Origin of the sequence: Nonomuraea sp. NPDC003560, assembly GCF_042878785.1 — a bacterium.
Classification (GTDB): domain Bacteria; phylum Actinomycetota; class Actinomycetes; order Streptosporangiales; family Streptosporangiaceae; genus Nonomuraea.
In genome coordinates this window covers 173,437-199,831 of the sequence record NZ_JBIAOF010000014.1, presented here as the reverse complement: position 1 = coordinate 199,831, position 26,395 = coordinate 173,437, and the positions used below count along the sequence as shown (strand labels likewise).

At 69.2% G+C, this 26,395-nt stretch carries 30 protein-coding genes; 13 read left to right on the top strand and 17 right to left on the bottom strand.

What is annotated here, in order from left to right; genetic code table 11:
- The 11 genes from alc to ACFYUV_RS42405 are packed head-to-tail and all read right to left on the bottom strand — an operon-like array spanning window position 1 to window position 12,206.
- Window positions 1-1,155 carry an allantoicase gene (gene alc / locus ACFYUV_RS42455; RefSeq protein ID WP_387679620.1) on the bottom strand — a complete coding sequence of 385 codons (1,155 nt, stop codon included), beginning with the start codon at window positions 1,153-1,155 and terminating at the stop codon, window positions 1-3.
- Entirely contained in the window at window positions 1,152-2,492 is a 1,341-nt protein-coding gene (allB, locus tag ACFYUV_RS42450; RefSeq protein WP_387679618.1) for an allantoinase AllB, read from the bottom strand. Before allB ends, alc begins: the two co-directional genes overlap by 4 nt.
- Window positions 2,492-3,274 carry an aspartate/glutamate racemase family protein gene (locus ACFYUV_RS42445; protein WP_387679615.1) on the bottom strand — a complete coding sequence of 261 codons (783 nt, stop codon included), beginning with the start codon at window positions 3,272-3,274 and terminating at the stop codon, window positions 2,492-2,494. The genes allB and ACFYUV_RS42445 overlap by 1 nt, the downstream gene beginning before the upstream one ends.
- A gap of 1 nt (window position 3,275) precedes the next feature.
- Complete coding sequence (locus ACFYUV_RS42440) at window positions 3,276-4,529, bottom strand: DUF6986 family protein (RefSeq protein ID WP_387679612.1); 1,254 nt, start codon at window positions 4,527-4,529, stop codon at window positions 3,276-3,278.
- Window positions 4,526-5,980: an amidohydrolase family protein gene (locus tag ACFYUV_RS42435; protein WP_387679609.1), complete on the bottom strand. Its 1,455-nt coding sequence runs from the start codon at window positions 5,978-5,980 to the stop codon at window positions 4,526-4,528. The genes ACFYUV_RS42440 and ACFYUV_RS42435 overlap by 4 nt, the downstream gene beginning before the upstream one ends.
- Window positions 5,977-6,762, bottom strand: coding sequence for an ABC transporter ATP-binding protein (locus ACFYUV_RS42430; RefSeq protein ID WP_387679607.1), 786 nt, complete (start codon window positions 6,760-6,762; stop codon window positions 5,977-5,979). The genes ACFYUV_RS42435 and ACFYUV_RS42430 overlap by 4 nt, the downstream gene beginning before the upstream one ends.
- A 36-nt stretch (window positions 6,763-6,798) precedes the next feature.
- The gene (locus ACFYUV_RS42425) at window positions 6,799-7,728 is read right to left on the bottom strand and encodes an ABC transporter ATP-binding protein (RefSeq protein WP_387679604.1); all 930 of its coding nucleotides are present in this window, start codon (window positions 7,726-7,728) and stop codon (window positions 6,799-6,801) included.
- Window positions 7,725-8,525: an ABC transporter permease gene (locus ACFYUV_RS42420; protein WP_387679601.1), complete on the bottom strand. Its 801-nt coding sequence runs from the start codon at window positions 8,523-8,525 to the stop codon at window positions 7,725-7,727. The genes ACFYUV_RS42425 and ACFYUV_RS42420 overlap by 4 nt, the downstream gene beginning before the upstream one ends.
- The gene (locus ACFYUV_RS42415; protein ID WP_387679598.1) at window positions 8,522-9,454 is read right to left on the bottom strand and encodes an ABC transporter permease; all 933 of its coding nucleotides are present in this window, start codon (window positions 9,452-9,454) and stop codon (window positions 8,522-8,524) included. The genes ACFYUV_RS42420 and ACFYUV_RS42415 overlap by 4 nt, the downstream gene beginning before the upstream one ends.
- On the bottom strand, window positions 9,451-11,076 hold the full coding sequence (locus ACFYUV_RS42410; protein ID WP_387679595.1) for an ABC transporter substrate-binding protein: 1,626 nt from the start codon (window positions 11,074-11,076) through the stop codon (window positions 9,451-9,453). The genes ACFYUV_RS42415 and ACFYUV_RS42410 overlap by 4 nt, the downstream gene beginning before the upstream one ends.
- On the bottom strand, window positions 11,076-12,206 hold the full coding sequence (locus ACFYUV_RS42405) for an amidohydrolase family protein (protein WP_387679592.1): 1,131 nt from the start codon (window positions 12,204-12,206) through the stop codon (window positions 11,076-11,078). The genes ACFYUV_RS42410 and ACFYUV_RS42405 overlap by 1 nt, the downstream gene beginning before the upstream one ends.
- A 76-nt stretch (window positions 12,207-12,282) precedes the next feature.
- Between ACFYUV_RS42405 and ACFYUV_RS42400 the strand changes: the two genes are divergently transcribed.
- The 4 genes from ACFYUV_RS42400 (at window position 12,283) to ACFYUV_RS42385 (ending at window position 14,077) form a co-directional block, all read left to right on the top strand.
- Window positions 12,283-12,951: a FadR/GntR family transcriptional regulator gene (locus ACFYUV_RS42400; RefSeq protein WP_387679590.1), complete on the top strand. Its 669-nt coding sequence runs from the start codon at window positions 12,283-12,285 to the stop codon at window positions 12,949-12,951.
- A gap of 34 nt (window positions 12,952-12,985) precedes the next feature.
- On the top strand, window positions 12,986-13,300 hold the full coding sequence (locus ACFYUV_RS42395) for a hypothetical protein (RefSeq protein ID WP_387679587.1): 315 nt from the start codon (window positions 12,986-12,988) through the stop codon (window positions 13,298-13,300).
- A gap of 97 nt (window positions 13,301-13,397) precedes the next feature.
- Window positions 13,398-13,859: an NUDIX hydrolase gene (locus ACFYUV_RS42390; RefSeq protein ID WP_387679585.1), complete on the top strand. Its 462-nt coding sequence runs from the start codon at window positions 13,398-13,400 to the stop codon at window positions 13,857-13,859.
- Between the two features lie 68 nt (window positions 13,860-13,927).
- On the top strand, window positions 13,928-14,077 hold the full coding sequence (locus tag ACFYUV_RS42385) for a hypothetical protein (protein ID WP_387679582.1): 150 nt from the start codon (window positions 13,928-13,930) through the stop codon (window positions 14,075-14,077).
- Between the two features lie 47 nt (window positions 14,078-14,124).
- Here the strand turns inward: ACFYUV_RS42385 and ACFYUV_RS42380 are convergent, their stop codons facing one another.
- Window positions 14,125-14,775, bottom strand: coding sequence for a histidine phosphatase family protein (locus ACFYUV_RS42380; protein ID WP_387679579.1), 651 nt, complete (start codon window positions 14,773-14,775; stop codon window positions 14,125-14,127).
- A gap of 140 nt (window positions 14,776-14,915) precedes the next feature.
- Between ACFYUV_RS42380 and pyrH the strand changes: the two genes are divergently transcribed.
- From pyrH to ACFYUV_RS42360, 4 genes are all read left to right on the top strand, one after another.
- On the top strand, window positions 14,916-15,629 hold the full coding sequence (gene pyrH, locus ACFYUV_RS42375) for a UMP kinase (protein ID WP_387679576.1): 714 nt from the start codon (window positions 14,916-14,918) through the stop codon (window positions 15,627-15,629).
- A 67-nt stretch (window positions 15,630-15,696) separates the two neighbouring features.
- Window positions 15,697-16,236 (top strand): SMI1/KNR4 family protein, encoded by a 540-nt coding sequence (locus ACFYUV_RS42370; protein ID WP_387679573.1) that lies wholly within the window; start codon window positions 15,697-15,699, stop codon window positions 16,234-16,236.
- 263 nt (window positions 16,237-16,499) lie between these two features.
- The gene (locus ACFYUV_RS42365; protein WP_387679570.1) at window positions 16,500-16,754 is read left to right on the top strand and encodes a hypothetical protein; all 255 of its coding nucleotides are present in this window, start codon (window positions 16,500-16,502) and stop codon (window positions 16,752-16,754) included.
- A 551-nt stretch (window positions 16,755-17,305) separates the two neighbouring features.
- Window positions 17,306-17,848: a hypothetical protein gene (locus tag ACFYUV_RS42360; RefSeq protein WP_387679567.1), complete on the top strand. Its 543-nt coding sequence runs from the start codon at window positions 17,306-17,308 to the stop codon at window positions 17,846-17,848.
- A 295-nt stretch (window positions 17,849-18,143) separates the two neighbouring features.
- Here ACFYUV_RS42360 and ACFYUV_RS42355 read toward each other — a convergent pair whose 3' ends face one another.
- From ACFYUV_RS42355 to ACFYUV_RS42345, 3 genes are all read right to left on the bottom strand, one after another.
- Window positions 18,144-18,506 carry a hypothetical protein gene (locus ACFYUV_RS42355; RefSeq protein WP_387679565.1) on the bottom strand — a complete coding sequence of 121 codons (363 nt, stop codon included), beginning with the start codon at window positions 18,504-18,506 and terminating at the stop codon, window positions 18,144-18,146.
- A 442-nt stretch (window positions 18,507-18,948) separates the two neighbouring features.
- Window positions 18,949-19,332, bottom strand: coding sequence for a DUF5655 domain-containing protein (locus ACFYUV_RS42350; protein WP_387679562.1), 384 nt, complete (start codon window positions 19,330-19,332; stop codon window positions 18,949-18,951).
- A gap of 106 nt (window positions 19,333-19,438) precedes the next feature.
- A complete protein-coding gene (locus ACFYUV_RS42345) occupies window positions 19,439-19,810 on the bottom strand; it encodes a hypothetical protein (protein WP_387679561.1) in 372 nt (123 codons plus the stop codon).
- Window positions 19,811-19,946: 136 nt separating this feature from the next.
- On the opposite strand from ACFYUV_RS42345, the gene ACFYUV_RS42340 reads away from it, so the two are divergent.
- Window positions 19,947-21,254, top strand: coding sequence for an MFS transporter (locus tag ACFYUV_RS42340; protein WP_387679558.1), 1,308 nt, complete (start codon window positions 19,947-19,949; stop codon window positions 21,252-21,254).
- A gap of 774 nt (window positions 21,255-22,028) precedes the next feature.
- Here the strand turns inward: ACFYUV_RS42340 and ACFYUV_RS42335 are convergent.
- Together ACFYUV_RS42335 and ACFYUV_RS42330 are read right to left on the bottom strand one after the other, a co-directional pair.
- Entirely contained in the window at window positions 22,029-23,009 is a 981-nt protein-coding gene (locus ACFYUV_RS42335) for a CU044_5270 family protein (protein ID WP_387679555.1), read from the bottom strand.
- The gene (locus ACFYUV_RS42330) at window positions 23,002-23,592 is read right to left on the bottom strand and encodes an RNA polymerase sigma factor (protein WP_306861939.1); all 591 of its coding nucleotides are present in this window, start codon (window positions 23,590-23,592) and stop codon (window positions 23,002-23,004) included. Before ACFYUV_RS42330 ends, ACFYUV_RS42335 begins: the two co-directional genes overlap by 8 nt.
- A 416-nt stretch (window positions 23,593-24,008) precedes the next feature.
- Here ACFYUV_RS42330 and ACFYUV_RS42325 point away from each other — a divergent pair, with 416 nt between their 5' ends.
- The 4 genes from ACFYUV_RS42325 (at window position 24,009) to ACFYUV_RS42310 (ending at window position 26,239) form a co-directional block, all read left to right on the top strand.
- Entirely contained in the window at window positions 24,009-24,260 is a 252-nt protein-coding gene (locus ACFYUV_RS42325) for a hypothetical protein (protein WP_387679552.1), read from the top strand.
- A 194-nt stretch (window positions 24,261-24,454) separates the two neighbouring features.
- Window positions 24,455-25,081 carry a DUF6518 family protein gene (locus ACFYUV_RS42320; RefSeq protein ID WP_387679549.1) on the top strand — a complete coding sequence of 209 codons (627 nt, stop codon included), beginning with the start codon at window positions 24,455-24,457 and terminating at the stop codon, window positions 25,079-25,081.
- A 113-nt stretch (window positions 25,082-25,194) separates the two neighbouring features.
- Entirely contained in the window at window positions 25,195-25,431 is a 237-nt protein-coding gene (locus tag ACFYUV_RS42315) for a hypothetical protein (protein WP_387679546.1), read from the top strand.
- Window positions 25,432-25,726: 295 nt separating this feature from the next.
- Window positions 25,727-26,239, top strand: coding sequence for a hypothetical protein (locus ACFYUV_RS42310; RefSeq protein WP_387679543.1), 513 nt, complete (start codon window positions 25,727-25,729; stop codon window positions 26,237-26,239).
- The last annotated feature ends 156 nt before the right edge of the window (window positions 26,240-26,395 follow it).

Sequence of the window (26,395 nt, the reverse complement as noted above, 5' to 3'; positions counted from 1 at the left end):
TCAAGGCCGGAAAGGCGGCCCCGCGGGCAGGAGCAGCGCCGGGGGCAGCACGTCGCCGTCGGCGAACGGCCGACGGCCGACGAGCTCCTCGGCGGTCCGGCCGGGCACGCCGGCCCCGCGCAGCACCTCGACGGCGTGCCCGGCCGGCAGCAGGTCGAGCCAGCGCAGCACGGCCGCGCGGTGGGCGTCGGCGTCCAGCTCGCCGTGCACCCTGAGCCGGGCCAGGCCGCCGTCGGGGAAGACGTCCAGGCGGACGTGCGTCACGGGCGCGGCCGACGCCGGGCGCAGGAAGTGCCGGGTGTCCGGCTGCAACCGGGTCTTCGGGATCAGCTCGAACCACTCCGCGTCCAGACCGTCCACGTCTGAACGGCCCGAGTCGGTTCCGCTCAGCGAGGCCCAGCCGGCCGCGTTGCCGACGAAGTACGACGTGTCGATCTCCACCCGGCGCACCCGCCCGCGGCCCGCCAGCCGGACCGTCACGTGGTCGTTGCCGCCGTCGCGGCGGCGGGCGTTCTCCCAGCCGTCGCCCATGATCCGGGCCCTGCCGGGCAGCAGCAGCTGCACCGGCGATGAGTAGAACGTGTTGGAGCAGGCCACCACGTTGCCGCCGTGCTCCAGCGCGGCCAGGTCGATCGTGCCGTCCAGCAGGCGCGGGTCGGGCACCGGTTCGCCGTGCACCCGGAACCGGGCCACCCCGCCGTCGGGGTAGATGCTCAGCCGCACGTGCGTCCAGCGCCGCCGGTCCGCGACCTCGAACGCGTTCTCGGTGTCGCCCCTGATCGCGCTCTTCCCGACGATCGTCTCCCAGTTCGCCCGCTCCAGCTCGGCCGGTGACGGCGTGCCCTCGACGCCGGTCGCCTCCACCGAGGCGTACGGCGGGTAGTTGCCCTTGAACCAGGCGGTGTCGATCACCACCCCGCGCACCACGCCGGGCACGCCGAGCCGGACGATCGCGTAGTCGTTCCCCGGCTCGCGCCGGCGACGGGTCTCCCAGCCGTCGTACACCTTGCCCTTGTGGCCGAAGTCCTCCGTCGAGAACGCGGCGGGACCGGGCTTGATCAGGTTCTCCCGCTCGGCGAACAGCTCGTCGTTGGCGTGCACGACACTGCCGGCCAGCGCACGCGAGGCCAGGTCCGGGAAGTGGGTGAAGGTCATGCTTCTCCTCGGGTGAGCAGCCGGCCCCGCGGCGGGCCGCCGATGTCGATGCGTTCGCCGCGCAGCCAGCTTCCGCGGACCACGCCGGCCAGCGTGCGGCCGTGGTAGGGCGTCACGGGGTTGCGGTGGTGCAGCCGGTGTTTGTCGACCACGAACAGCTCGTCGGGCGCGAACACGCAGAAGTCGGCCTGGTGGCCCGGCGCGATCCGGCCCTTGCCGGACAGCCCCGCCACCTGCGCGGGGCGGCCGGCCATCCAGCGCGCCACGTCGGTCAGCGGGTGGCCGCGGCGCCTGGCCTCGGTCCACACCGCGGGCAGGCCGAGCTGCAGCGACGCGATGCCACCCCAGGCGAGGCCGAAGTCGCCGGTGTCGAGCCGCTTGAGCTCCGACGTGCACGGCGAGTGGTCGGAGACGACGCAGTCGATCGTGCCGTCGGCGAGCCCCCGCCAGAGCGACTCGCGGTTGGCCGCCTCGCGGATCGGCGGGCAGCACTTGAACAGGGTGGCCCCCTCGGCGATCTCCTCGGCGCTGAACGTCAGGTAGTGCGGGCAGGTCTCCACGGTGATCCGCACGCCGTCGTCCCGGGCCGAGCGGATCATCGGCAGCGCGTCCGAGCTGGACAGGTGCAGAATGTGTACCCGGCAGCCGGTCCGGCGGGCCAGCTCGATGACCTGCGCGACCGCGAGGTTCTCCGCGCCGCGCGGGCGGGAGCGCAGGAAGTCGCGGTAGCCGGCGCCGCGCGCGGGCGGCGCGTGCTCGATCACCTGCGGGTCCTCGGCGTGCACGATCATCAGCGCGTCGAACGACCGCAGCTCGCGGAGCGCGTCCGCCAGCTCGGCCGGCTCCAGGGGAGGGAACTCCGGCACGCCGGAGTGCAGCAGGAAGCTCTTGAACCCGAACACGCCCGCGTCGTGCAGCGCGCGCAGCTCGCGCAGGTTGCCCGGCACCGCGCCGCCCCAGAAGCCGACGTCCACGTGCGCCTGCCCGCGGGCGGTCGCCCGCTTCACCCGCAGCGCCGCCGCGTCGGTGGTGGGCGGGACGCTGTTCAGCGGCATGTCGACGATCGTCGTGACGCCGCCGGCCGCGGCCGCACGGGTGGCGGTCGCGAACCCCTCCCACTCGGTCCGTCCGGGGTCGTTCACGTGCACGTGGCTGTCCACCAGGCCGGGCAGCAGCACCTCGTCGTCGCCGAGCCGGACGACCTCGGCGGCCGCCAGGTCGGCCTCCAGCGGTTCGACCGCGACGATCGTCCCGTCCCGCACGCCGATGCTGCGGGCCACCTCTCCGGCGTCGGTGACCACGCGACGGGCCCTGAACAGCAGGTCCAGCCGGGCCATCAGACGACACCTCCATGGCTGCGCCGTCCCGCGCGGACCGGCCCGGCGACGGCCGCGGGGCCGCCGGTGATCGGCCACCCGGTCACGATCTTGGGGCGCGGCGTCCCGTACGTGCGCACCTTGCTCGTGGTGAGGCCGAGCCGGACGAGCCCCTCGGCGAGGGCGACCGCCGCGGCCACGCCGTCGACGACGGGCACCCCGGTGGCCGCGGTGATCTTCCGGTCGAGTCCCGCCATGCCACCGCATCCCAGGCAGATCACCTCGGCCCGGTCGCCGGTGACGGCCTCCCGGGCCTGGGCGACGATCGCCTCGACGGCCCGGCCGGGATCCTCCTCCAGCTCCAGGACCGACAGCCCGCTGGCCCTGACCGACGCGCACCGGCCGGCCAGCCCGGCGAGCCGCAGCCGGTCCTCGATCTGCGGCACGGCGCGGTCCAGCGTGGTGACCACCGAGTACGTACGCCCGATCAGCATCGCGACCTGCGCGGCCGCCTCGGTGATGTCCACCACGGGGACGTCCAGCAGTTCCTGCAACCCCTCGCGGCCGTGCTCGCCGTACCCGGCCTGGATCACCGCGTCGTACGGCTCGTCGTAGCGGACGACCCGGTCCATCACGGCGACCGCCGCCAGGTAGCTCTCGAAGTTCCCCTCCACCGACTCCGGCCCGAACGACGGGGTGAGCGCGACGATCTCGACCCCCGGCGAGGCGTGCGCCGCCGCCTGGGCGCGGATCGTGTCGGTCATCGACCGGGTGGTGTTCACGTTCACGATCAGGATGCGCACGTCAGCCACCCGCCCCGGCGCGCATGGCGCGCAGCTCGGACGGCGTGACCCCGGCCAGGGCGCCCAGCTCGGCCGCGCCGATCGCGCCGCAGTCGAGGCCCCGGGCGAGGAACCCGGCCATCGCGCGGGCGGTCGCCGGCTCGTCCAGGAAGCCGGACGTCCGGCGTTCGCGATAGCCGCGCAGCCGGGCGGCGGCGGCCGGCAGCCCCTCCCTGAAGAAGGAGTGGACGGCGGCGTACCGGCTCGGGAGCTGTCCGGGATGCAGGTCCCAGCCCTGGTAGAGGCCGCCCTCCAGGGCGCGCAGGACCAGGCGCGCGTGCAGCCGCCAGGCGGCGCGGACGGCGTCGCCGTCGCCCACGGGCAGCACGTTGCTCGACCCGTCGCAGACGCGTACGCCGGTGCCGGCGGCGGCGACCTGCATCACCGCCTTGGCATGGTCGGCGACCGGATGCTCCGCGCTCTGGTACGCCGCCGACACCCCGAGCGCCGCCGAGTAGTCGTAGGTGCCGTAGTGCAGGCCCGCGCAGCGCCCGGCCGAGGCGCGGATCATCGACGGCAGCGGCGAGACGCCGTCCGCGCCGAGTATCGCCTGCGGCGTCTCCACCTGGAGCTCGAAGCGCAGGCTCCCGCCCGCCAGCCCGCATGCCGCCTCCAGCCGTCCGGCGGCCAGCGCCATCGCCTCCACCTGCTCGACCGAGGTCACCTTCGGCAGCGTGACGACGAAGCCGCCGGGCGGCGGTCCGAGGGTCTCCAGGAAGATCGCCAGGGTGCGCAGGCCGCGCCGCCGGGTCGGCGCCTCGAAGCTCTTGAACCGGATCCCGCAGAACGGCGAGCCGGCGCCGGCGGCGGTGGCCTCGGCCAGGGCCTTCGCGGCGGTCCTGGCGGCGGCGTCCTCGTCGGCGTCCGGGCGGTGGCCGTAGCCGTCCTCGAAGTCGATCCTGAGGTCTTCGACCGGCTCGCGGGCCAGCTTGGCCCGGACCTGGTCGTACACCTCCGCCGCCGTCCGCGGCGGCAGGCCGAGCGCGTCGGCGAACTCCGCGGCGGTCCGGCCGTGCTCGGCCAGCGCCGCCAGCGCCCGCCGGCCCCACGCCGGTACGGTGTCCGCCGTGTAGCGGTCGGCCGGGACGTACACCGTGTGCACCGGCTGCCGGGTGGCCGGCTCGCCGGGGTAGGCCGTGCGCAGCCGCTCGTCCGCGGCGGCGAGCCGGACGTCGAGCTCGGCGGCGAGCCCGGACAGGAAGGTCGCGTCGGTCATGAGCCGTCCTCGACGACGCGGAAGGACGCCGGGAACAGCAGCGCCGGGTCGCGGCGCAGGTGGTCGCGCTCGGAGTAGGCGGCCTTCATCGTCTCGAAGTAGCTCTGCGCGCGCAGCCGCATCGACTCCTCGTCCACGCCGGGAATCGTCCGGTCGCGCATCACCGGCCGGCCGTCGATCACCACGGTGGACACGTCGGCGCCCGTGCAGTTCATCAGCATCGTCCTGATCGGGTCGTCGACCGGGCCGGTGCGCGGGCCGGAGAGGTCCACGACGACCAGGTCGGCCTTGGCGCCGGGGGCGAGCCTGCCCAGGTCGTCCCGGCCCAGCGCGCGGGCGCCGCCCAGGGTGGCGGCCCGGTAGTAGTCGGCGGCCGAGCCCGCGTCCAGCCGTCCGGTGACCAGTTTGGCCAGGTTGTTGCCGTAGTCCATGTTGCGGATCATGTCCGGCGGGAAGGAGTCGGTGCCCAGCGCCACGGTCACGCCGGCCGCCCGGTAACGGTCGAAGTCGCGCAGCGCGTCGCCGTACCTGACGAAGGTGAGGGGGCAGTGCACGATCCCCGCCAGCGCCGCGAGCCGGTCCGGCGATCCCTCGAACGGTGCGCCGGGATCGCCGAGGTACAGGGCGTGCGGCACCAGCAGCCGCGGGCCGAGCAGGCCCACCTCGGCCAGCACGTCCAGGGGGTGCCGGTCGTACCATTCGCGCAGCAGCCGCAGCTCCGTCAGCCCCTGCATGCAGTGCAGGCGCACCAGGCAGTCGAGCTCCTCCGCGGCCTGGGCGGTGGCGCGCAGCAGGTCGAGGGTGACGGTCTCGATGCGGCACGGCAGCAGCGCCCCCCGGATCCGGCCGTCGTGGGCTCCGTCGACGTCCCGGACGAAGCGGACGGCGTCGGCGAGCCCCCGCTCACCGAGTCCGGGCTCCCAGTGCACGGCCCGACTGCCGTCGGCGCGCAGCACCGGCACGCCCGAGCGGTAGGACGGCCCCAGGTACATGCGCAGGCCGAGCCGCCCGGCGATCTCCACGACGCCGGCCAGCTCCTCGTACGACTCCGCCCACGCGCTGTGCGTCTCGGCGGCGATCGGCATCGCGGTGGTGATGCCGTTGCGGATGAGCTGGGTGAGCGCGTACTCCCGCATGAAGAGCGTGTCCTCCGGCGGGAAGACGGCCCGGCGCCGGTTGACGGCGTAGTCGTGCGACCAGTTCAGCCCGCTGGAGTCGGCGTGCCAGGTGTCGAGGACGGCGTGGTCGATGTCGGCCAGCGCGTCCAGGTCGATGAAGCCGGGCCCGACGATCGCCTCACCGGCGTCGATCACCTCCTCGACCGGCCCTTCGTAGGAACGGCCGACGTGGACGATCCGGTCGCCGTCGTAGACGACGCACGCGTCGCGGTGGATGACGTGGTCCTCGCCGTCGAAGCCGATGACGAACGACGCCCTGATCAGCGTGCTCACTGTGTGTTCCTCCGGGTCGGCTTCCATCCGGGCCTGGGCACGGCGGCCAGCAGGGCGCGGGTGTACTCCTCCTGCGGCTCGCGCAGCAGGGTGCGGGTGACTCCGCTTTCCACGACGCGGCCGTGCCGCATCACCACGGCCGTGTCGCTGATCTGGTTGACCACGGCCAGGTCGTGGGAGATGAAGACGTAGCTGATCGAGCGCCGCTCGCGGATGTCGGCGAGCAGGTTGAGTATCTGCGCCTGGATCGACACGTCGAGCGCGGCGACCGCCTCGTCCAGCACCAGCACCCGCGGCTCCACCGCCAGGGCGCGGGCGATGGCCACGCGCTGGCGCTGCCCGCCGGACAGCTGCCTGGGCAGCATCGCCGCGTGGCGTTCGGCCAGGCCGACCGATTCGAGCAGGTCCAGCGCCTTCTTCCGCCGCTCGGCGGAGGTGAGCGGGAAGTGCAGGGCAAGGCTCGTCTCGACGACGTCGCCGACCCGCTGCAGCTTGTCCAGCGACGCATAGGGGTCCTGGAAGACGATCTGGATCTCCCGTGCCCGCCTGCGCCGCTCCGCCGCCGACACCCGGCCCGCCGCCCGCGGACGCCCGCAGACGCTGATCGTGCCACTGGTGGGCGTCTCTAGGCCGAGCAGCATGCGGGCGACGGTGGTCTTCCCCGACCCGGACTCGCCCACGACGGCCAGCGACTCGCCCTCGGCCACGGTGAAGGAGACCTCGTCCACCGCGGTGGCCGGGCCGTACACCTTCCGCAGCCGCCGCGCTTCGATCACGCTCATGCCGCTTCCTCGGCTCTCATGCCGTCTCCTCGGCTCTCATGCCGTCTCCTCCGCTTTCAGGCAGGCGACGCCGCGGACGGACGGCGGCCGGCTCTCCCGGCAGCGCGGCTCGGCCAGCTCGCAGCGTGGCGCGAACGCGCAGCCGTCCTCGGCCTCGAAGGCCGCCACGGGCCGTCCGGGGATCACCGGCAGCCGGTGCGCGGTCTCCTCAAGGCTCGGCCGCGACCTCATGAGGCCGCGGGTGTAGGGGTGGCGCGGCTCGCCGTCGAGGTCCTCCACGATGCGGCCCGCGTACATCACCGCCAGCCGGTCACAGGTCGCGGCGGCCAGCTCCAGGTCGTGGGTGATCAGCAGCATGGCCATGCCGCGCTCGCGGCGCAGCTCGTCCAGGATGGCCATGACCTCGGACTGGGTGGTCACGTCGAGCGCGGTGGTCGGCTCGTCGGCCAGCACCAGGTCGGGCTCGACGGCCAGGACGGAGGCGATCATCACCCGTTGCAGCAGGCCGCCGGACAGCTCGTGCGGGTGCTGGCGCAGGCGCCGCTCGCCATCGGCGATGCCGACCTCCTTGAGGAGCTGGACGGCCCGCGCCGACGCCTGCCGCACCGGCATCCGCAGGTTGTGCACCATGGCCTCGGTGAGGAAGTCGCCGACGCTGCGGACGGGGTTGATGTGCGCCCGCGGATCCTGGAAGACCATCGCGATCCGCCTGGCCCGCAGCAGCCGCAGCGCCCGGCCCGAGGGCACGTCGGCGCCGTCGAAGACGATCCTGCCGGTCACGCGGGCGCCCGGCGGGGTCAGGCCGATGACCGCGCGGGCGGTCATCGACTTGCCCGAACCGGACTCGCCGACCAGCCCGACGGCCTCTCCCGCGCCGATGGTCAGGTCCACGTGCTCGACCAGCGTCCGCCAGCCTCGTTCGTACGGCACGGCCAGGCCGAAGCCCTCCAACGTCAACAGGCTCACGACTGCCTCCCCAGGCGATCGCCCAACAGGTTCACCGCGGCCACGACCAGCGCGATCAGCAGGCCGGCGCTCAGCGCCTCCAGCGGCTGGCCGCGCATGGCGCTGTCCAGGCCGCTCTTGACCATCAGCCCCCAGTCGGCGGTGGGCGGCTGCACGCCCAGCCCGAGGAAGGAGACGGCCGCGACGTCGATCACCGCGAAGCCGAGCGCCGAGACCGACTGCGCGACGATGATCGGCCGCAGATTCGGCAGCAGGTGGCGCAGGCAGATGGCGGTCGCCGACCGGCCCTGCACCCAGGCGGCGGCCACGTACGGCAGGCTGCGCTCCCGCAGCGCCGCGCTGCGCACCACCCGGGCCACGTACGGCGTGTACGCGACCGCCAGGCCGATCACCACGCCGGGCACGCCGGGACCGAGCACGGCCACGGTGACCAGCGCGAAGACGATGCCCGGCACGGAGAACAGCACGTCCAGCAGGCGGGAGACGACCGCGTCCACCTTGCCGCCCGCCCAGGCGGCGACGATCGCCAGCGTGGTCCCGGCGGCGCTCGCGACGCAGATCACCAGCACCGGGGCGAGCAACGTGGTCCGCGCGCCGTACATCAGCCGGGACAACACGTCCCTGCCCAGGACGTCCCCGCCCAGCGGATGCGCGACGGAGGCGCCGCCCAGCGCGTTGAACAGGTCGGGCTGGTCGGGGTCGTAGGGCGCGAGCAGCGGCGCCAGCAGGGTGATCGCCACGACGACGGCCAGCAGGACGGCGGCGGCCACGCCCAGCCCGCCCAGGCGGCGGGTCACTGCCGCGACAGGCGCGGGTCGAGAGCGGAGTAGCACAGGTCCACCACCAGATTGATCAGGACGAAGGCGGTGACCAGCACGAGCACCACCGCCTGGACGATCGCGAAGTCGCGTTGCAGGATCGCGCGGACGAACAACGAGCCCAGACCGTCCAGGGCGAAGATGCTCTCCACCACGACCGAGCCCGCGATCAGCCCGGCGACGTTCAGGCCGACCACGGTCACCACCGGGATGGCCGCGTTGCGCAGCACGTGCCTGCGGACGATGTGCCCCTCGGCCAGGCCGCGGCTGCGGGCGGTCTCCACGTGCTCGCGGCCCAGCTCCTCCGACACCGAGGCCCGCGTGATGCGGGCGAGGAAGGCGGCGCTGGCCAGGCTGAGCGTGATCGCCGGCAGCGTGAGGTGGTGGATCCGGTCGCCGAACCCGTCGCCGGGCCCGAAGACCGGGAACCAGCCGAGTCCCAGCGCGAAGACGATGACGAGGATCACCCCGACCACGAACGGCGGCGTGGCCAGGAACACCGAGGAGACCAGGCCGACCAGCCCGTCGGCCCGGCCGCCGCGCAGCGCGGCCAGCAGGCCCATCGCCACGCCCCCCGCCACGATCAGCAGCGTCGCGTAGACCACCAGGAAGACGGTCGTCGTCGCCCGGGACGCCATCAGCGCGGAGACGTCCTGCCGGTAGACCAGGGAGGCGCCGAAGTCGCCCGTCACCGCGTCGCGCAGCCAGGCGGCGTAGCGCAGCAGGAACGGATCGTCCAGGTGGTACTGCGCGCGGATGGCCGCGACCTGCTCGGGGGTGCCGCTGCGGTTGCCGAGCAGGAACGCCATGGGCCCGCCGGGCACCAGGTAGAGCAGGCCGTACACCAGGAAGGAGGCGACCAGCAGGACCACGATCAGCCCCGCCAGCCGTCTCGCCAGGAACCTCATGCCGCGCCGAGCCTTGCGGCCCACGGGTAGTACAGGTAGGGGAAGGAGGCGACGGCTCCGGTCACCCGCTTGTTCATGTAGAGGATCACCGGCAGGTTGTTCAGCGGCATCCACGGCACGTCGGTGGTGACCTTCTGCTGGATCGCCGTCACCAGCCCCGCCCGCTCCGCCTCGTCGTAGGCGGCCCGCGCCTTGGCGATGTCGGCGTTCACGGCCGCGTAGTCGTTGAAGTTGGTACGGCCGCCCGCCAGGAAGACGGTGTAGATGTCGAGCGGGTCCGGCACGTTGCCGTACCAGGTGGAGAAGAAGGCGTCGATGCCCTCGCGGGCCTTGGGGTCGCTGTAGAGGTTCCCGTACTGCTCGACGGGGATCACCTTGATCTCGATCTTCAGGCCGAGCGCCTCGCCGGTCGCCTTGATCAGGTTGGCGGTCTGCTCGTGGACGGCCGAGCTGCCCTGGATCCCGATGGTGATCGTCTGGGTGGGGGAGCCGGCCTCGGTGAGCAGCTGCTTGGCCTTGGCCAGGTCGGGCGTCTCCGGCGGGATCGCGTCGTGGGCCTTCTGGAAGGCGTCCCGCTGGTATCCCCAGTACTCGGCGCCGGCGAGGGTGCGCTGCGGCATCGCCGTCCCCTGGAAGACCACCTTGGAGATGGCCGCCCGGTCCAGTGCCAGCGACAGCGCCTGGCGGACCTTCGGGTCGGCGTACGGGCCGGACTTGGCGGCGCCGAGCAGCGTCCAGAAGGTCAGCGACTTGCCGAGCGTGACGGAGCCGGTCGGCGACTGCTGGAGCTGGCCCAGCCCCGCCGGCGGCAGGTAGAAGTACTGCCCGTCCACCTCGCCGGAGCGCAGCGCGTTGATGGCGGTGGTCTCGTCGGCGATGAACCGGAAGACCAGCTCCTTGGTCTTCGGCCGCAGCGCGGTGTCCCAGTAGGCGTCGTTGCGGGTGATCGTCAGCGCGTCGCCGGACTTCCAGCTCCCGTACTTGTACGGGCCGGTGCACATCACCCCGCCGGTCGGCGAGCCCAGGTCCTTCTTCCCGGCGTACTCGGCCGACACGATCGCGCCGGCCGCGGTGGCCATCGCCTGGTTGAACAGCACGTCGGGCTGCTTCAGCGTGACGGTGACCTGCATCGGCCCGGTCGCCTTGATCGACTGCACGGTGTGGAAGTAGTCGCCCCACCAGGTGCCGAGCGCGGGGTCGAGGTGGCGGTTGAGGCTGGCCGCGACGTCCTCGGCGGTCAGCGGCGTGCCGTCCCAGAACTTCACGCCGTCCCGGATCGTGTAGACCCACGTGGTCGGGGTGGGGTTGTCGGCCTTCTCGGCCAGGCCGGGCTCGATGCCGAACTCGGGGGTCAGCCGCAGCAGGCTCTCGCACATGTTGGCCAGCACGGTGTTCTCGGCGTAGTTGAACGACCTGATCGGGTCGACCGTCTGCGGCTCGTACGGCAGGTTCCACGTCACCTTGTCCAGTTCCCCGGTGGCCGGGGCGGTGACGGTCTTGAGCTCCAGCTTGGGCGCCTCGCCCGAGCCCTGCTGCTGTTGTTGCGGTGCTGCGGCCTGCTGGCCGCATCCGGCCAGGGCCACCGCGAGTGCGGCGGCCACCGGTAGGGCTCGACGGATCATCAGGAGGACCTTTCGCGAACGCGTCCGTTGCGGACGACGAACTGGGGGATGGGCTTGTCCACGACCGCCTGGGCCATGGACTCGGCGCGTACCAGGAGGAAGTCGGCGGGATCTCCGGGCTGGAGCCGGGCCTGCTCCAGGCCCAGCAGTGCGGCGCCCCCGTGCGCCGCGATCTCGTAGCACCTGGCCAGCTCCTCGTCGGTGCGGGCGTCGGTGCGGTAGGCGAGCAGGTGGGCGCGGTTGAGCATGTCGCCGTCGCCGAACGGCGTCCACGGATCCCGCACCCCGTCGGATCCGAGGGCGACCAGCACCCCGGCCTCGACCAGCGGCCCGACCGGCAGCACCGGGTCGGCGCCGAGCGCGCAGGTGGTCAGCGAGACCTTCGCCTCGGCCAGCGTCTCGGCGAGGTCCGGGCGGTCGGCCAGGCAGAAGGCGTGGCTGATCGTGGTCGGCACGCCGCTGGACCTCGCCCTGCGGGCGATCTCCAGCACCTGCGCGACCCCTTCCTCGCCGCCGTCGTGCAGGTGGATGTCGAGGGGGACGGTGTGCCGCTCGGCCAGGCCGTACAGCAGGTCGAGGTGGCCGTGCAGGTCGCCGTCGATGCCCACGGGGTCGAGCCCGCCGAGGATGTCCGCGCCCTCCTTGAGCGACTGCTCCATCAGCTCCGCCGTGCCCGGCCGCGACAGCAGCCCGAGCTGGGGGAAGGCGACGATCTGCACGTCCAGCAGGCCGGCGCGGGCCTGAGCGGCCTCCCGTACGCCGTGCACGTTGCTCAGGCCGTACACCGGGGCGACGTCCACGTGCGCGCGCCAGGCCCGGGTGCCGCGGGCGATCGCGTGGTCCATGAGCGCCAGGGCCCGCGTGGCGACCGGGGCGGTCATCTCCGCGCGCGCCGCGACGTCGCCCTCGATCAGGTCGCGCAGCGTCCCGGCCGGGGTGCGGCTCAGCCAGGGCTGGCCCCAGGTGGTCTTGTCGGGATGGACGTGGGCGTCCACCGGGGCGGGCAGGGCGAGCAGTCCGCCCGCCGCCACGACCTGGCAGTCCTCCGCCCGGCGTGCCAGTGGGACGACGCGACCGTCTTCGATCAGGACATCGTGGGGGCGTACATCGGTGAACAGAATCTGAGCCATACCGGCTGATCCCCTTAACCCGAGGGCGACAGTGGCATAGAATTATCAGACATCAGATGATTAGAGAAGAGGACAAATGCGGCACGTGGGCCGGACCTCCCTCGTCGACTCCGCCATCCGGGAGCTCCGCCAGGAGATCACCAGCGGCGTCTGGCCGGTCGGGGCCAAGATCCCTACGGAGAGCCGGCTGGCCGAGGCGCTGGGCGTGAGCAGGCTGTCGGTGCGCGAGGCCGTACGCGTGCTCGTCCACGCCGGGCTGCTCACCACGCGTCAGGGCGACGGCACCTACGTCACCGCGACCGACGAGAGCGAGGTGGCGTTCAAGCGCCGCCTCGACCGCGCGGCCACCATGGACATCATCGACGTACGACGCGGACTGGACCTCGTGGCGGCCCGCCTGGCCGCCGAACGCCGCAAGCCGGCCGACCTCGACGGCCTGAGGAAGGCCCTGGCCCGGCGCACCGCCGCCCACCAGGCCGCCGACCTCGACGCGTTCGCCGACGCCGACGTGGAGTTCCACCTGTCCATCGCCGCGGCCTCGCACAACCCCGTGCTGCTGGACCTGTACCGCGGCATGAGCGAGGCGGTGCGCGAGACGGTCCGCCGCGACCACTGCATGGAACGCGCCGTGCTCGGCTCCGACTCCACCCACGAGGACCTGTACGAGGCGATCGAGTCCGGCGACGCGACCGGCGCGGCCACGATCGCGCTCACCATCCTCAACGACCAGGAACGCGACCTCTGACTCCATCGGGCTCGTCCAAGTGGAGGCGGCAGGGGTGGTCTGCCTGCATATCGCCGCTCAGGCCGGAGAGGTGCCCTTCACGGTGGCCGTCGCCGACCGGGATCCGGGCGCGCGCCTCGACGGCTACGAGGACGTCGTGGAGATCAGCTTCGAAACCGTGGCGAGCGAGCTGGTCGTGGCGGGATGGGACACCGACTGGCGCGACGACAAGGTGCACCGCCTTCCGCTGCCCGCCGGTCTGGCACTCACCGCCTGCGCTACCACACCCAAGGTGACGACGAGAACTGGCAGGAAGACGGCTACTACCTGCAGATATGGCCTGCGCCACGGCAAGATCCCGCCGTGCTGAAGACCACCAGTCAATTCCTCCCGTACCTGCTGGACCCCGAGGGCTGGAAACCGCAGTGATCGCGGCCCGTGCGACGCCGGATCGTATGATCCCTCTCATGCCGATCCCCCGAGCGGTCGCCGTGGTCGTCGACGGCGACCGGGTCCTGGTCATCAAGCGGTACTTCCGGCGCGGCCCCGGCGTCGCCTGCGGCATCTGCACCGCCAAGGGCCGGCAGGGGCAGCCGTGTCCCGGGCACCACTACGCGCTTCTGCCGGGAGGCCACGTGGAGGACGGCGAGTCACCGGAGAGCGCCGCGGTCCGCGAGCTCCACGAGGAGACGACTCTCACCGCGACGATCGACCGGCTGCTCTTCACCGGCACGCACGGCGGCCGGCCCGCCTCCTACTTCCTCATGCGGGACGTGATCGGCGTCCCGTCGCTCTCCGGTGACGAAGCCGTGGACCACGGGCCGGACAACACCTTCGAGCTCGTCTGGGCGAGCGCCGCCGAGTTCGGGCCGCTCGACCTCTACCCCGCCGACGTGCGCGAGCCGCTCACCCAACTGCTCCACAGCTGACCCGCGCCTGCCGTCCCGACCAGCAGCGGTTCGTCTCGCCGGCGGCGAAGTCTCTCGCGGAGGCCCACGTGCAGCCGCAGGTGGCCTGGCCGCGCCTCATCCTGGACGGTGACCGTCCCGTCGGCTTTCTTCGGAAACTCGGCTTCCAGGTCACGGGCGAGGGGAGCGGTGGCCAGAAGGTCGGCGTACTGGACCTGGCCGTACCGGACACGAACTGACAGAGCCCCGGCGGCGCGCCGCCCGGCCCCAGCCCCCGGCACGGCGATCACCCCGGAGCCGCAGCGCCTCCCCCAGGGGCTGGGGTGTCGTTGAATCGCACGAGCGTCCACCTGGGAGGCGGCCACTGTGTCGGCTCCTCCTCGGTGACCCATTCCGTCACCGAGGCCGGGGACACCTTGAGGTCGAAGGACCGGTAAACCGGCAGCAGCCCGAGGGCGTTGAACGAGATCTCGACCGTCTCGGCGTGGCCGACCACGATGACGGTCTCGCCGCGGTGGCGGTGGGCGAGGTCGGTGATGGTGCGGCTGGTGCGGGTCACCATCTCGGCCCAGGTCTCATTGCCCTGCTGCCATGGACGGTAGATGCCGCCGCCTTCGATGTCGAGGCGCCGGAACTCCGCGTGGCTGAGCCCGTCCGCCTCTGGCGGTGTGTGCCACGTGCAGAGCCCGCAGTCCTGTGACGACGGCAGGCCGGCGGCCGTCGCGATCGCGGCGGCCGTCTGCACGGCGCGCGGCAGGGGCGAGGAGTAGATCGCCGTCGTGTCGTCGCCGATTTCCGCGATGATCTGCCGCCCGAGCTGTGCTGCTTGCTGATGTCCGATGTCGGTGAGGCCGCGGCATCCCTGCGGGCCGCCGATCACGCCGTCCTGCTTGTGCAGGGAGTCCCCGTGGCGTACGAAGAACATCCGGGTTCGCATGCTGTGGATCATGCCCAATGGGGCGGCCGTCGAGGCGCCTGCAGCCGGGATGCTCCTGGCGAGGGTGCGCCTCGTATCCTTGATCAGGTCGCCGAGGGCGCGGCCGTGAAGGGAACGGGATGAGTCGTTACTCACGGGTCGTGGTGAAGCTGAGTGGCGAGGCACTCGCGGGCGACGCCGGGTGGGGAACCGATCCGGCCAGCCTCGCTCAGCTGGCGGATGAGATCCTCTCCGTCAGCACGTTGGGCGTCGAGGTCGCGGTGGTCATCGGCGGCGGCAACTACTTCCGCGGCCGGATGGCAGATGGCTGGGGGATAGGCCGCGCCGAAGCCGACAACATCGGCATGCTCGGCACGGTGATGAACGCGCTGATGTTGCGTGGAGTGCTCACCGCGCGTTCGCAGACCGATGTGCGGGTGATGACGGCTGTGCCGATGCAGAGTGTCGCCGAGCCCTTCATCCGGCTGCGCGCCGACCGGCACCTTCGCCGCGGGCTGATCGTCCTGCTCGCCGGTGGCATCGGCCAGCCGTACGTCACGACGGACTATCCGGCCGTCCAGCGGGCTCTGGAGCTCGAAGCCGACGCGCTGCTGGTCGCCAAGCGCGGCGTCGACGGGGTGTACGACAGCGACCCGAACGTGAACTCGGACGCCAAGCGGTACACCAACCTCACCTATCGAGAAGCCCTGGCGGCCGGGGTGAAAGTGATGGACGAGAGCGCCTTCGTGCTCGCCAATGAGCAAGGGCTGCTCATGCACGTGTTCGACGTGGCGGCGACGGGCGTGATGAAGGCGATCTGCCAAGGGGAAGACGTGGGAACGAGAATCACCCGGGATCCGGATTCCTCCAGATAGCCATCTCGGGCGGGCATGAACGACCATCCATGAAGATCTGTCGTGGGCAGCTGACAGGATCACCGTCGTGACGGACAACGATGATCTCCTTCGGCGTGTGTCGGCGAAGGCGAGCGCGACCACGGACCACCTGCCTCCTCCCGCGACGGCGGAGGAGGCGGCGCGGGCCGAACGCGTCTTGGGATTCCGACTTCCTCCGGTGCTCACCCGCCTCTACCGCGAGGTGGCCAACGGCGGCTTCGGCCCCGATTACCAGCTCCTGCCGCTCGCGGGAGAAGGACGTACCGTCGTGCGCGAATACCGCGAGGTCCGGGAGACCTCAGGGCCCGGCACGGACGCGCACTGGCCGGCGGACGTGCTGCCCATCCTGGACTGGGGGTGCGGCATGTACGCCGCCGTGGACTGCCGCAGCCCCGAGGGCGCCGTACTGCTCTTCGAACCGAACGGGATCAGCGACGACTGGCACCACGCCTGGTATGTCGACTCGGAGAGCCTGACCGACTGGCTGGAGACCTGGCTCGCCGAAACGGGCTGGTACGAGGAAGACGCCGACGAAGACGGCGAAATGCGGCCATGGGAGTCGGCTGAGCAGCGGCTGGCCGAATGAGGCGCCTCGGGATGCAACATCGAGAGGGCTCTGGCCTGGAGACTAAAGCGGTTGCGCAGCGGTGAACCAGAGGCACATCATCTGGAACGTGGCCGCCCTGCCTGACCCCTGCCCGTGTTCTCCGACTGCGGCTGTCCGGACATCTACTACTGCCCGCGAGCCGGCGAGGTCGAGTGCCCCCGGCACGGCGGCTTCGCTGTTCGCTGCGACGCGCTTGAGCAGCACATCCCGGTTCGTGCCACCACCAGCCATCAGGAGGCTCAGTGACAGAGGAAGGGGAAGTACCCGTCGGCCAGGCCCTGAACGGCCTCGACGTCTACCCGCTTCCCGAAGGATGGACCGCTCTGGGCGCGATAGTCCTCGTGAAGTGCCTCGACGAGGAAGGCCATTCCTCATGGGCCTTCAGAACCACGGACGGGCTGAGCGACGAAGAACTCCTCGGCGCCCTGACCGTCCGAACCGACCTCCTCCGCCGCAAACTGTACGAGGCCTACACGGGTGACGAGGACGACGAATAAGACCAGGCGCTTTTTCGACGACGAGTGATTTCGAGCGTGGCCATGCGAGCTCGCGGAGGAAGCACTGAAAACCTCCCAGGACGGGCATCGGCAGGCGATTCGTCTACGTCCGTAGACGGAGAAAGGCCATCGGCACGCAACTTAACGTGGTCATGATCATCACGGCTTGGACTGTGAGACGAAAACCCAGGTCGTGGAAAGGCTGTTGGGGTCGATCCAGACCGTGGCCGAGTGGTCCGAGCGTAACGTGTAAGGCGTTGCCCGATGGTGTGTGTATGACCTGGATGCTCTACGGGGTTCCACGGCCGCGCGTCGCGCTCGTGAACGGTTCTGTGCAGGTCGGCTTCGGCTCGTAGGGTACGTACGAGCACGCAACGGGCACTGCCGGAGGGGGGAGCCTGATCATTTCATGCATATAGCACAGTGGTCGTTGGGCGACGCTCCTGACACAGCCTGGTTCCTGCATGCCCATGCAGGAACCACCTTCCGATCGATCGCGTTGGACAATCGTGGACCCTTCTGCAGGCCGACAAGGGAAGGCAAGGGGCTAGATGACCGACGAGACAGACATTACAGCTCGGCTGAATCTAGCCCAATGGCATCTCACTCGATCGGATCAGCTCCGGCTGGGGCTCATCAGCAGAGCTGGCGGAATATTGAGCGCCAATGCTCTGGTGGTCACCGGAGTAGTATTCATCTCAGGGCTCAACTCGTCTTCCATATCGCCGATCACCGGGACGTTCGCGCTAGCCAGCCTAGCGGCCATTGCCTACTCGACCATAAGTGCGGTTGGAGTGTTCACCGGCTCGCGATCTATCCGCAGGATCTCTTTGGAGCGCGACGCTCGCGCTCCAATCGCATTCAGTTACAGCGACACGATCAGCCAGATAAGCTCCGCAAAGGATTTTCGCGACGCGTTCACCAAGCAAACCGCAGCGGAGACACTAGATGCGGCAGCGCTGGAGCTATGGCGTTGCATCTGCGTACATCACGCGAGGACCAAGAAGCTCGGAAGCGCGACTCGATGGATGCTGGTAAGTTCCGCAGCTCTCATCGCAGCGGCAGCCGCGAAGATTCTCTTGGGCATCTTCTAGCGTCCATGACGTTCAGGTATCACAGCGCCGTGGTCTCATGGCGTTGGGTGGGATCGGCCTCGGCGGTGACGCGGACAGAGGTCTCCTCGCAGAGGCGGACGTAGCGGCTGAGGCGGGTCAGGTACTGGTGGCGGCTTTACAGCTCATCGAGTTAGGGCCGCCAAGTCTGGAACCGGCGTTGAAGCGGGTATTGCTTCGTGTGCGGCATGCGTCCTGAACTGTAGAGGAGCGCCGGCGTGATCAGGCGCTTCCTTCCCCATTCCGCGGTATGTTTCCGGATTTCAGGACCGCCGTTTCAGCTGGTTGGGGCGGTGGATGGGATGTGAACCTCGGGGTCAGCAAAGTGGAAGGCGCACGCACAGTCGAGGGCTTCCTCGGGTGAGCCTGAAAGATGGCCGCTGGGCAGGGGACTGTTCTGGTAGATGTCATCGCTAGGAAGGTAGAGCGCGAAGGCCCAGGTGTGCGGGAGGCCCTCGAAGCGCAGGCGGCACAACCGCGCGTAGGCACCGCCCTGCAGACGCGCTTCTACATAAGCGAATTCGCCACGAAAACGCACGTCGATCCCGGACACCTGCCACCGCGAACGAGCGTGATCGTTCAGGCGCTGACGCAAGTGACGCTTCACCGACTCGGGCGGACTCTTCGGCATGCTGCTCATGGTGCCCTCCGAGAGCTCAACCGCGATACTCGGTGAGCCAGGGGCCGGACAGTCGACCGCCCGCGAGCACGTACGGCGTACAGCCATGCAGTGGTGGTCGTAGGGCTGTATGTGTGCGGCGGCCCGGCAATCCCGGTCGGGGCGTTCGGTCGGTACGGCGGGGATCGGGCGCGGAACAGGCGCAGAAGATCGAAACGCCAGCAGGACTTTGTGAAGCCAGGTCGGGAGCGGGTGCCTGGCCTGGCTTTCGCTGTGTGAGGGCGGGTGACGAGAATGGAATCTGCGCTGTCAGCTGTGAACTGCAACGATCAACGGGCTTCGGGGCGCTGAGCTGGACGAAGGACCGGTCATGAATGTCCGTGATTGACCCCCCGTTCCCCTGTCTGATCGCACGACGATCAGCTGACGACCAGGGACCTCACAGCTCGTGTCGGGGCTGGCCTTATCGTGAAGCGCCCAGGTGTCCGCCCTGACCCACTCCGTACGCCTCGCGGAGCCAGCCGGCGAATTCCTCATCAAGCTCAGCGAGATCAGAGATTCGGAAGGAATGAACGTACAGCCGCTTCGTGTACGGAGCCACGCTGGTGATGCGAGCGTCGTCGCTGATCGTGCGCTGGATGTCGAAATAGCCTCGCAGCCCTCGGGCGTCTGGCTTTGCTCCGGCGAATCCACGACGTGTTCCCTTGACGGTGATCATGCTCTTGGACACCGCGTACGTGAATGGGCCGCATGCCTCAACCAGCCTGACGAATTCGCGGTACAGGGCTACCGATGTGTCGGGCTTGCCGCCAAGGTGATCGTCGATCGTCCAGGTCTCATTGTTCATGGACCGAGAAAGTAGCAGGCGGTGGCGACGGTTTTCGGGCTGCGAACCCGTACGGAATCCCCTGCCTGACGCTCCTACGTGCAAGGGCGCGTTGCGCGAAGTCTTGTCACGAGCCGTGCTTGTCGGAGGACAAGAGCAGGTAGGCGGCGCCGGCCGAGTTCAGGACGTTGGTCCACTCAGGAGGGTCGAGGTAGGCGCTGTCCGGAGCGGTAGGGCCGAGGTGATCGAGCAGCTGCAAGAGGGCGTCGACCACCGTCTGCACGAGGTCGGCTTCTCGTTGGTCAAAGAAGAGATGAGGGATCAGTGTTCGTGCGGCGTGTTGGTCGATGAAGGTGTCGTCGATGAGCCGTGTGGCGGGCCTGAAGTCCTGCGGGGCAACGCGGCATGTCGCCGATCTGACCGCCGAACCCTTTACGAGCTCCGCTGCGGGCGCGCAAGAGCGCATGGCCCGCCCGCGATATTCAGTAGACAGCGTCATGCCTGATGAGTATCTTCTCCGGGTCTCGCCTCGGGTCGCGCCTGTTCGAAGACTGAACCGCAGCGGCAGCCCTGCCGCATCCGGAAACGGCGCCGCAGGCCCGGAGTCACACCCCCCGACCCAAGGAAGATGACCCGTGACCGGCATCGTCCCGCTGCGCAGGAACGTGCGTTTCCAATTGCTGTGGATCGGCAGCGCGGTGTCTGAACTGGGGTCGGAGCTCACCAGACTGGCCATGCCGCTGCTGGTGCTCGCGCTCACCGGTTCCCCGGGATTGGCGGGCGTCGTTGCCGGAGCCCGCACCGTCGCCTTTCTTCTGGTTCAGATACCCGCCGGCGTCTGGGTGGATCGGTGGGACCGTCGCCGTACGCTGATATCCGCCCAGGGTCTTCAGGCTGTCGTCTCAGCGGTATTGGCAGCACTGGTCCTCACCGACCAGGTGCAGGTATGGCATTTCGTCACGCTGGCGGTACTCGACGCGCTGTGCGCCGCGTTCATCGAGCCGGTCCTGGGCACGGCCGTTCGCGGGATCGTCCCCACGAGCCAACTTCACAGCGCCTACGCTCAAGAGGAGTCCCGCACCCATGCCGCCGGGCTGGCCGGCCCTCCGCTTGGTGGCCTGCTCTACGGCCTGGGGCGTGCGGCGCCCTTCGTCGTCGACACCATCACCTTCCTTGCCGCCACGATCTTCTACGCTCTGGCGAAGGTGCCGCGCCGCCCGGCGAACGAGTCGCGGACCTCCACACGAGAGGACGGCGAGGAGCAGCCCCCGATCCGGGGTGGCATGCGCCGGGAGGCGGTTGAGGCCATCACTTGGCTGTGGCGCCGGCGGGGCCTGAGAGAGGTCACTGCGGCGGTGATGGTCCTCAACCTGCTGGGCGGGGCATTCCTGATCCCGCTGATCGTGCTTGTCGGCGAGCGCGGCGGTAGTGCGCTCACCACCGGCACAGTCCTGGCCGGCCTTGGCATCGGCGGACTGGCCGGGGCGCTGCTGTCGGGACGCATCGGAAAGCTCCTCCCGCCCGGCAAACTGCTGTTGGTCGTCCTGACGGTCTTCGGCGCCGCGCTGGCGGCCACGGCGCTGCCATGGGGAGCGTGGTGGCCAATGGTTCCCTTGGTGTTCATCACCCTGTCCACACCCTCGCTGAACGTGGTGCTGAACGTCGTGATCGCACGGATGGTGCCCGAAGAGATGCTCGGCCGGATGGGCGCGATCCTGAGCATGGGCAGCATGGCGCTCAAACCCTTCGGCCCGGTCCTCGGCGGAGCACTGGCCGCGGCACTGGGCGGCGCGGCGGCGCTCGTCATCCTGGGCGGTCTAATCGGCATGACCGCCGCCATAGCCGCGCTCAGCCGAGAGTTGCGCAGCTTCACCGGGGAAGTCACCCCAGCCGGACACGACGCCGTAGGGCCGGGCGCACATGCCGGGCAGATGCCTGAATAGGCGCTGAAGACGCTCGAATGCCGGTCTCGTCATTCCCTGTCCCGAGAACGATCCCCGTCGGGGAGCACCTGCCCTACCGGATCGCGATGTCGTGGACCAGAACCCTAAGGAAGATCAAAGCCCAGGTGCCGACTCGATCGGTCTAGCTGGGCTTCCTCATGGGGGGCGGGGTACGGGAATCGAACGCGCGCTGCCAGCATGGGAACTGCATCGATCACGGCTTGATGAGGCGCCGAGCAGGGCAAAGGGCTGGTCATGCTCCCTGAGCTGAGAACGCTGACCTGGGCGGATGCCGGTCCAATCCCCATGAGTCCCCGTGACTCCCCGGTGATCGCCGACCGTACGGGCACGCAAGGGGCACGCACCTTCTGATCCGTAGGTCCCCGAACGATATCCAAGGCCATTCGGGATCGTTCGCCCCGCTGTTCAGGCTCGTTCGGCTCGGTTCATGATCGTCCGCCCCGGTGGCTCCCAACGTGGCTCCCGCAACAAGCGGATGAAGGCGGAGCGAGACTCTGGCTGCGCGATGCTTCGTGGCCTGCGGTGGAACACACATGCGATCGGACCAAGCCGCTTCCGATCCGCATGCTCAGGCCCGAAATCGTGTACGCCAGTAGCTTTGATCCCGAGCCTGGGAACCCACGACGACACTATTACGCCAAGCCCGGCGCCCCCGTGCATGCCGTCCACCGTCCTGGCTCATGCGGCCGCGCACGACGAACAGGCCCCGATCCGGCCCTCTTCCTTGCGTGCTTCCCACCCACGGGTGAGCGCTCAGCCCCGCTGACCGGGACGTTCCACGATCACCGACGTCAGCAAGGCCGTGCTCCACACCGCTCCCTTGCGGGTGGCTGGCTCGCTGCTGCCAGGCATGAACGCATCGCGCAGCCAGACCGTCCGAGTTCCCAGGTAGCGATAGGTGGCCGGATCCAGGATCTCGTATCGGCGGAAGGGCCGCGCATCGCCGGCGCGCTCCAGCCAGACGCCCAGCCCACTGCGACCGGCGGCGTCGCTCACGCCTTGCTCGATCCGGACGCCGGGAATGAGCGCCAGAGCGCGGAACATGGCCGCCTCCAGCCGCGGTGGCATCGTGCCGTACCTGCTCAGGTAGAGCATGATCACGCGATAAGCGCGGGCGTCGGCGGGTTCGACGCTCTTGGGCACCCCCTCCTCGCGGGCTCCCTCGATCCAGTGACGATCACCTGTGATCTTGACCAGCAGCTTCCTCGGGTCAGTGGGCAGCTTGCGTAGCTTGGCGTCGTACTGCTGCGGCGACAGGTCGTCATCGCCGGGATCCAGCGGGTCGTGTTCCTTGCCGACGGTGAGTCGGCCGTCCTCGCCGAAGGAGGCGGCCTGCCTGCCGTCATAGCGCAGCCATTGTTCCTGGGTCTTGGTCGTCTCTGAGTTCGGCTGCTTGTCCAGGGTCTTGGTGTAGTGCCACTGCGTCGGCAGCGGCACCTGGGTGCTCCTGCGCCTGCTCGCCATATCGGCGGCGCGGACCAGCACCACGCTGGAGTCGAGCCGAACGACTGGGGGTGTAGCCGCCGGCCCTTGAGCAGGCGGTTGCGGCCATAGGGTGGCCACGGCGACCGAGGCGGCGGCCCCCAGAGCCCCGATCGCAAGCAGCCGGCGCCCCACTGATCGCCTGCGCCCCCGTATCCGCTTCAGCAGCCGCCGGCGCTCCGAGATGATCCACTCATGGCCGGGCTCGGGGACCTTGGCGCGCCACTCGTGCAGCGATCGCAGGTCATCCATCGAAAGACTCCTCTCGGGTCATCGCGGGGTCGGATCCGCCGAGCGCCTGGCGTGTCCTCGTCCTGGCTCGGTTCAGGCGGGATCTGACAGTGCCGATCGGGATATCCAGTGCACGGGCCACGTCCTGATATGACATGTCGGCCCAGGCCACGAGTAACAGCACCTCCCGATCACCGGGGGACAGCTTTGCCAGCGCCGCCGCCAGACCGGCCTGCTGGGCGGCGACCCGGTCATCGACACGCTCGGCGTACGGCTCGACGATCTCGTCGATGCCGCTGCGGACCAGCGCCCGGTAGAACCGAACCTCCACACGTCTGTGTCGGCTGATGAGCCGAGCGGTGATGCCGTACAGCCAAGGCCGTGCGTCAGGATGGCTCATGTCATAGCGGCCACGGCGCCGAAAAGCGGTCAGAAAGGCATCGGAGACGATGTCGTCGGCAAGAGAGGGGCCCAGCCGCCGGGCAACGTAACGCCGTAGTGCGGGCGCGTGCCTGTCGAACAGGTCGGCGAAGGACTCCGGGTCGTGCTCCGACCGCCGTATCAGCTCGGCGTCGACAGCCCTACCGGATTCGTCATCGGTCACATGGTGCTCCAATCCCCTGAGTGGTGGTTCACCAGCTTTCGCCCGAGGGGGCGGCACGAGTTCGTGTCAGGGGATGTGATCTGCGTCACGCAGCGATCAGGTCACGACGCGACCCGCGACATCTGATCGAAAGGTTCCCAAACGATGGCCAGGGCCGTTCAGGCCAGTTCGCCGCGAAGGTCGTGACCGAGTCGCCTGTTCAGATCAATCCAACTCGGTCCGGAGCCGTACGGCCTGTTGGCTCCCAAGATGGCTCCCAGAATCGGAGTGCCGACGGTTCACAGGGCGTCACTCGTCCTGCTGTCCGACAATCTCTGGCCTGCGGTGCGGACCCTCGCGCGCACATGGAGACCCACGCCGAGCAGTCCGACGACGGGCACGTCTTCGTCGGCCCAAGGGGTGCCAAGCTCCGGCGCGTGAACTTCACCCGTGCCTCGGCGGCGGCATTGAAGAATGCCGAGCTCAGCGGCTTTCACTTCCATGACCTTCGTCACACCGGGACCACCCTCGGAATCGAACCAGAGCTGTCAGCTTGGGAATGGGCTACGGATCTTGCCGTCCTGAGCGGGGGAAATGGGGAGGCAGGTCAAGGCTGGTCGAGTGGCCGGGAGTCCCTGCAACTCACCGTTGATCATCGTCCGTTCTGGCATGCATCTGGCATGCAGTGATCGCGACCACTTCCCCAATGACGCGATCAACATTACCGCTAAGGGGTGGTTGTCTGTGAGTACATCGTGCTGGTTTGTCAGTGAGGGATCTTGCGGTGACGACGTGATCATCAACTAGACGCAGCATGTATGGCCTGCATATAGAGTTGCGACCCGCCGGTGTCCAGCGAGGGAAGACAGGGGGGATCTTCCTGATGAACAGCCGCTTCGGGCCGATCGCAAAGCTCAGCGTCTGGTGCGCATCCGCACTGCTGGCAGGTCTGGGATTCGGTGTTGTCACCAATCTTGCCCAGGGCTGGCTTCCGGGCGCCTGGAACCAGGTCGCCAACTCCGGTGCTGTCTGGTGTGTCCCAGCGTTCGTCGTCGGCGCCCTGCTTGCCGGTTGGGCGTCAGCGCGGTCAGCCGCCGTCGCCGGCCTGTGTGCCTCGATCGGCCTGGTCGTTGGGTATTACGGGTACGCGGAGTTCGGCCGGGACGGCATGGGCAGCCTCACCTATCCGCTGGTGTGGCTTGTGATGGCGGCCATCAGCGGCCCGTTGTTCGGTGTGGCTGGGCTGTGGTGGTGGAACGGACGCACCATCCGTAACCGTGTCATAGGGCTCGCCGCGCTGGGAGGTGTCTTCGGGATGGAGAGCATCCTCTATGCCTTCGTCCTGCATTACGCCCCGCAGGCATGGGCCTGTCTGGCCGTCCTGGTCCTTGTACCGCTGGTGATGGCACGCCGGCAGAGAGAGCGGATGCCGACCCTGCTGACGGCCCTGGCCTTCGCGCCACTGGCGTACTTGGTCGTCGGATTCCCACTTCAGTACGTGACGACATGAGGTGGATCGCAGACCGCCGGCACAGTGGGGCTGGTCGCCCGACCGATCACGCGCTTCACTTGGCCAGGGGTTCTTAGAGGGATCCGTCAACGGCTGTCCGGCAGGATCGACACATGACCGTGGAGAACCGCAGACGTTGGAACCACAACGTCTATTATCTCCGCATTCTGCGCGCGATCCCTGATGGTCACCAGCGCGCCCTCGACGTAGGTTGCGGCGAGGGCATGGTCGCCCGCGAACTGCGACAGACCGTGCCGAGCGTTGTCCGCCGAGATGTTGCCTGGCTCTCCCAGTATCGCCGTCGCCTTCTGTTGCGCTACAGCATCATCTGGCGCAAGCCGCAGGACTGAGCAAGGTCGGCTGATGGCTCTAGAAATAATCAAGGTCCGAGTCGGGATTCACTCCGTGACCGTGGGCATGTGGAGCGACTGACGGGGATCGAACCCGCTGTCAGCTTGGGAACTGCACCGATCACGGTCCCTGTAGCAGGGGATTGCTGGTCGCACAGGATGTCGGCAAGGTCATGAGTGACCGTGGTTGACCGCTCGTCACCTTGGTTAATGGCCCGCTAATGGCCCGACGATCAGCCGTCGATCGGGAGCTGGAGTATCCGCCGGAGGGACTTCCTCAAGGATGATGTGTACTGTGCCTGACCTGTTGTGGGATGACGTGAAGGGCCTCTTCGACCCCGACATCAACGGAACGTTGCCCGACGTGGTCGTAGAGGGAACGACTGTCGAGGACTGGCAGGTGCTGCTTGAGCTCGTTCGGTCGCAGGATTGGCAGTACGCCTACTCGCTGACTGGTGAGCCGATGGAGCTCACGTCGGCTCCTGACATGGTCGCCGCTGCATCCGCCGGCGCCACGCCTGAATTGAGAGTCTGGCCGATCCCCGAGGTCGTGATGATCTTCCGGCTGTATCAGGCCGAGTCAATTGACTTCGACGTTGACCTCAGAGAATTGCAGGGGCAGGAGCGGTTGGATGTCCTGGTGGCTGTCCTCCGCCTGATCGGACAGCGTCTTGGGAAGTCTGTGCTGATGTCTCCGGAGGGTTCCCCTGGTTATCCGGATCTCGGGTTCGATGTCGAAGCCAGCCGGGTGGTACTGATGGTCGAACCGATTGGTCCGGGGTCAGCGATTGTGAAACCTACCGATTAAGAGATCCAGTCCAAGCTGTTTCAGGTAGTGCAATGCAGGTCAGCGGGCATGGGTGGTCTGCTCTGAACGGGCTGGTACGGGCTTGAACTGCAACAGGAATTGCAACTGACGGTTGATCCCCCGTGATGTTGGATCGGTACACTCGCGCAGTGTTCA

What these genes read in the sequence shown, in the direction of transcription:
- alc (WP_387679620.1), bottom strand. Translation starts at nt 1,155, where the DNA reads ATGACCTTCACCCACTTCCCGGACCTGGCCTCGCGTGCGCTGGCCGGC.
- allB (WP_387679618.1), bottom strand. Translation starts at nt 2,492, where the DNA reads ATGGCCCGGCTGGACCTGCTGTTCAGGGCCCGTCGCGTGGTCACCGAC.
- ACFYUV_RS42440 (WP_387679612.1), bottom strand. Translation starts at nt 4,529, where the DNA reads ATGACCGACGCGACCTTCCTGTCCGGGCTCGCCGCCGAGCTCGACGTC.
- ACFYUV_RS42430 (WP_387679607.1), bottom strand. Translation starts at nt 6,762, where the DNA reads ATGAGCGTGATCGAAGCGCGGCGGCTGCGGAAGGTGTACGGCCCGGCC.
- ACFYUV_RS42415 (WP_387679598.1), bottom strand. Translation starts at nt 9,454, where the DNA reads ATGAGGTTCCTGGCGAGACGGCTGGCGGGGCTGATCGTGGTCCTGCTG.
- ACFYUV_RS42410 (WP_387679595.1), bottom strand. Translation starts at nt 11,076, where the DNA reads ATGATCCGTCGAGCCCTACCGGTGGCCGCCGCACTCGCGGTGGCCCTG.
- ACFYUV_RS42405 (WP_387679592.1), bottom strand. Translation starts at nt 12,206, where the DNA reads ATGGCTCAGATTCTGTTCACCGATGTACGCCCCCACGATGTCCTGATC.
- ACFYUV_RS42400 (WP_387679590.1), top strand. Translation starts at nt 12,283, where the DNA reads ATGCGGCACGTGGGCCGGACCTCCCTCGTCGACTCCGCCATCCGGGAG.
- ACFYUV_RS42390 (WP_387679585.1), top strand. Translation starts at nt 13,398, where the DNA reads ATGCCGATCCCCCGAGCGGTCGCCGTGGTCGTCGACGGCGACCGGGTC.
- ACFYUV_RS42380 (WP_387679579.1), bottom strand. Translation starts at nt 14,775, where the DNA reads ATGCGAACCCGGATGTTCTTCGTACGCCACGGGGACTCCCTGCACAAG.
- ACFYUV_RS42360 (WP_387679567.1), top strand. Translation starts at nt 17,306, where the DNA reads ATGACCGACGAGACAGACATTACAGCTCGGCTGAATCTAGCCCAATGG.
- ACFYUV_RS42355 (WP_387679565.1), bottom strand. Translation starts at nt 18,506, where the DNA reads ATGAGCAGCATGCCGAAGAGTCCGCCCGAGTCGGTGAAGCGTCACTTG.
- ACFYUV_RS42350 (WP_387679562.1), bottom strand. Translation starts at nt 19,332, where the DNA reads ATGAACAATGAGACCTGGACGATCGACGATCACCTTGGCGGCAAGCCC.
- ACFYUV_RS42345 (WP_387679561.1), bottom strand. Translation starts at nt 19,810, where the DNA reads ATGACGCTGTCTACTGAATATCGCGGGCGGGCCATGCGCTCTTGCGCG.
- ACFYUV_RS42335 (WP_387679555.1), bottom strand. Translation starts at nt 23,009, where the DNA reads ATGGATGACCTGCGATCGCTGCACGAGTGGCGCGCCAAGGTCCCCGAG.
- ACFYUV_RS42320 (WP_387679549.1), top strand. Translation starts at nt 24,455, where the DNA reads ATGAACAGCCGCTTCGGGCCGATCGCAAAGCTCAGCGTCTGGTGCGCA.
- ACFYUV_RS42315 (WP_387679546.1), top strand. Translation starts at nt 25,195, where the DNA reads ATGACCGTGGAGAACCGCAGACGTTGGAACCACAACGTCTATTATCTC.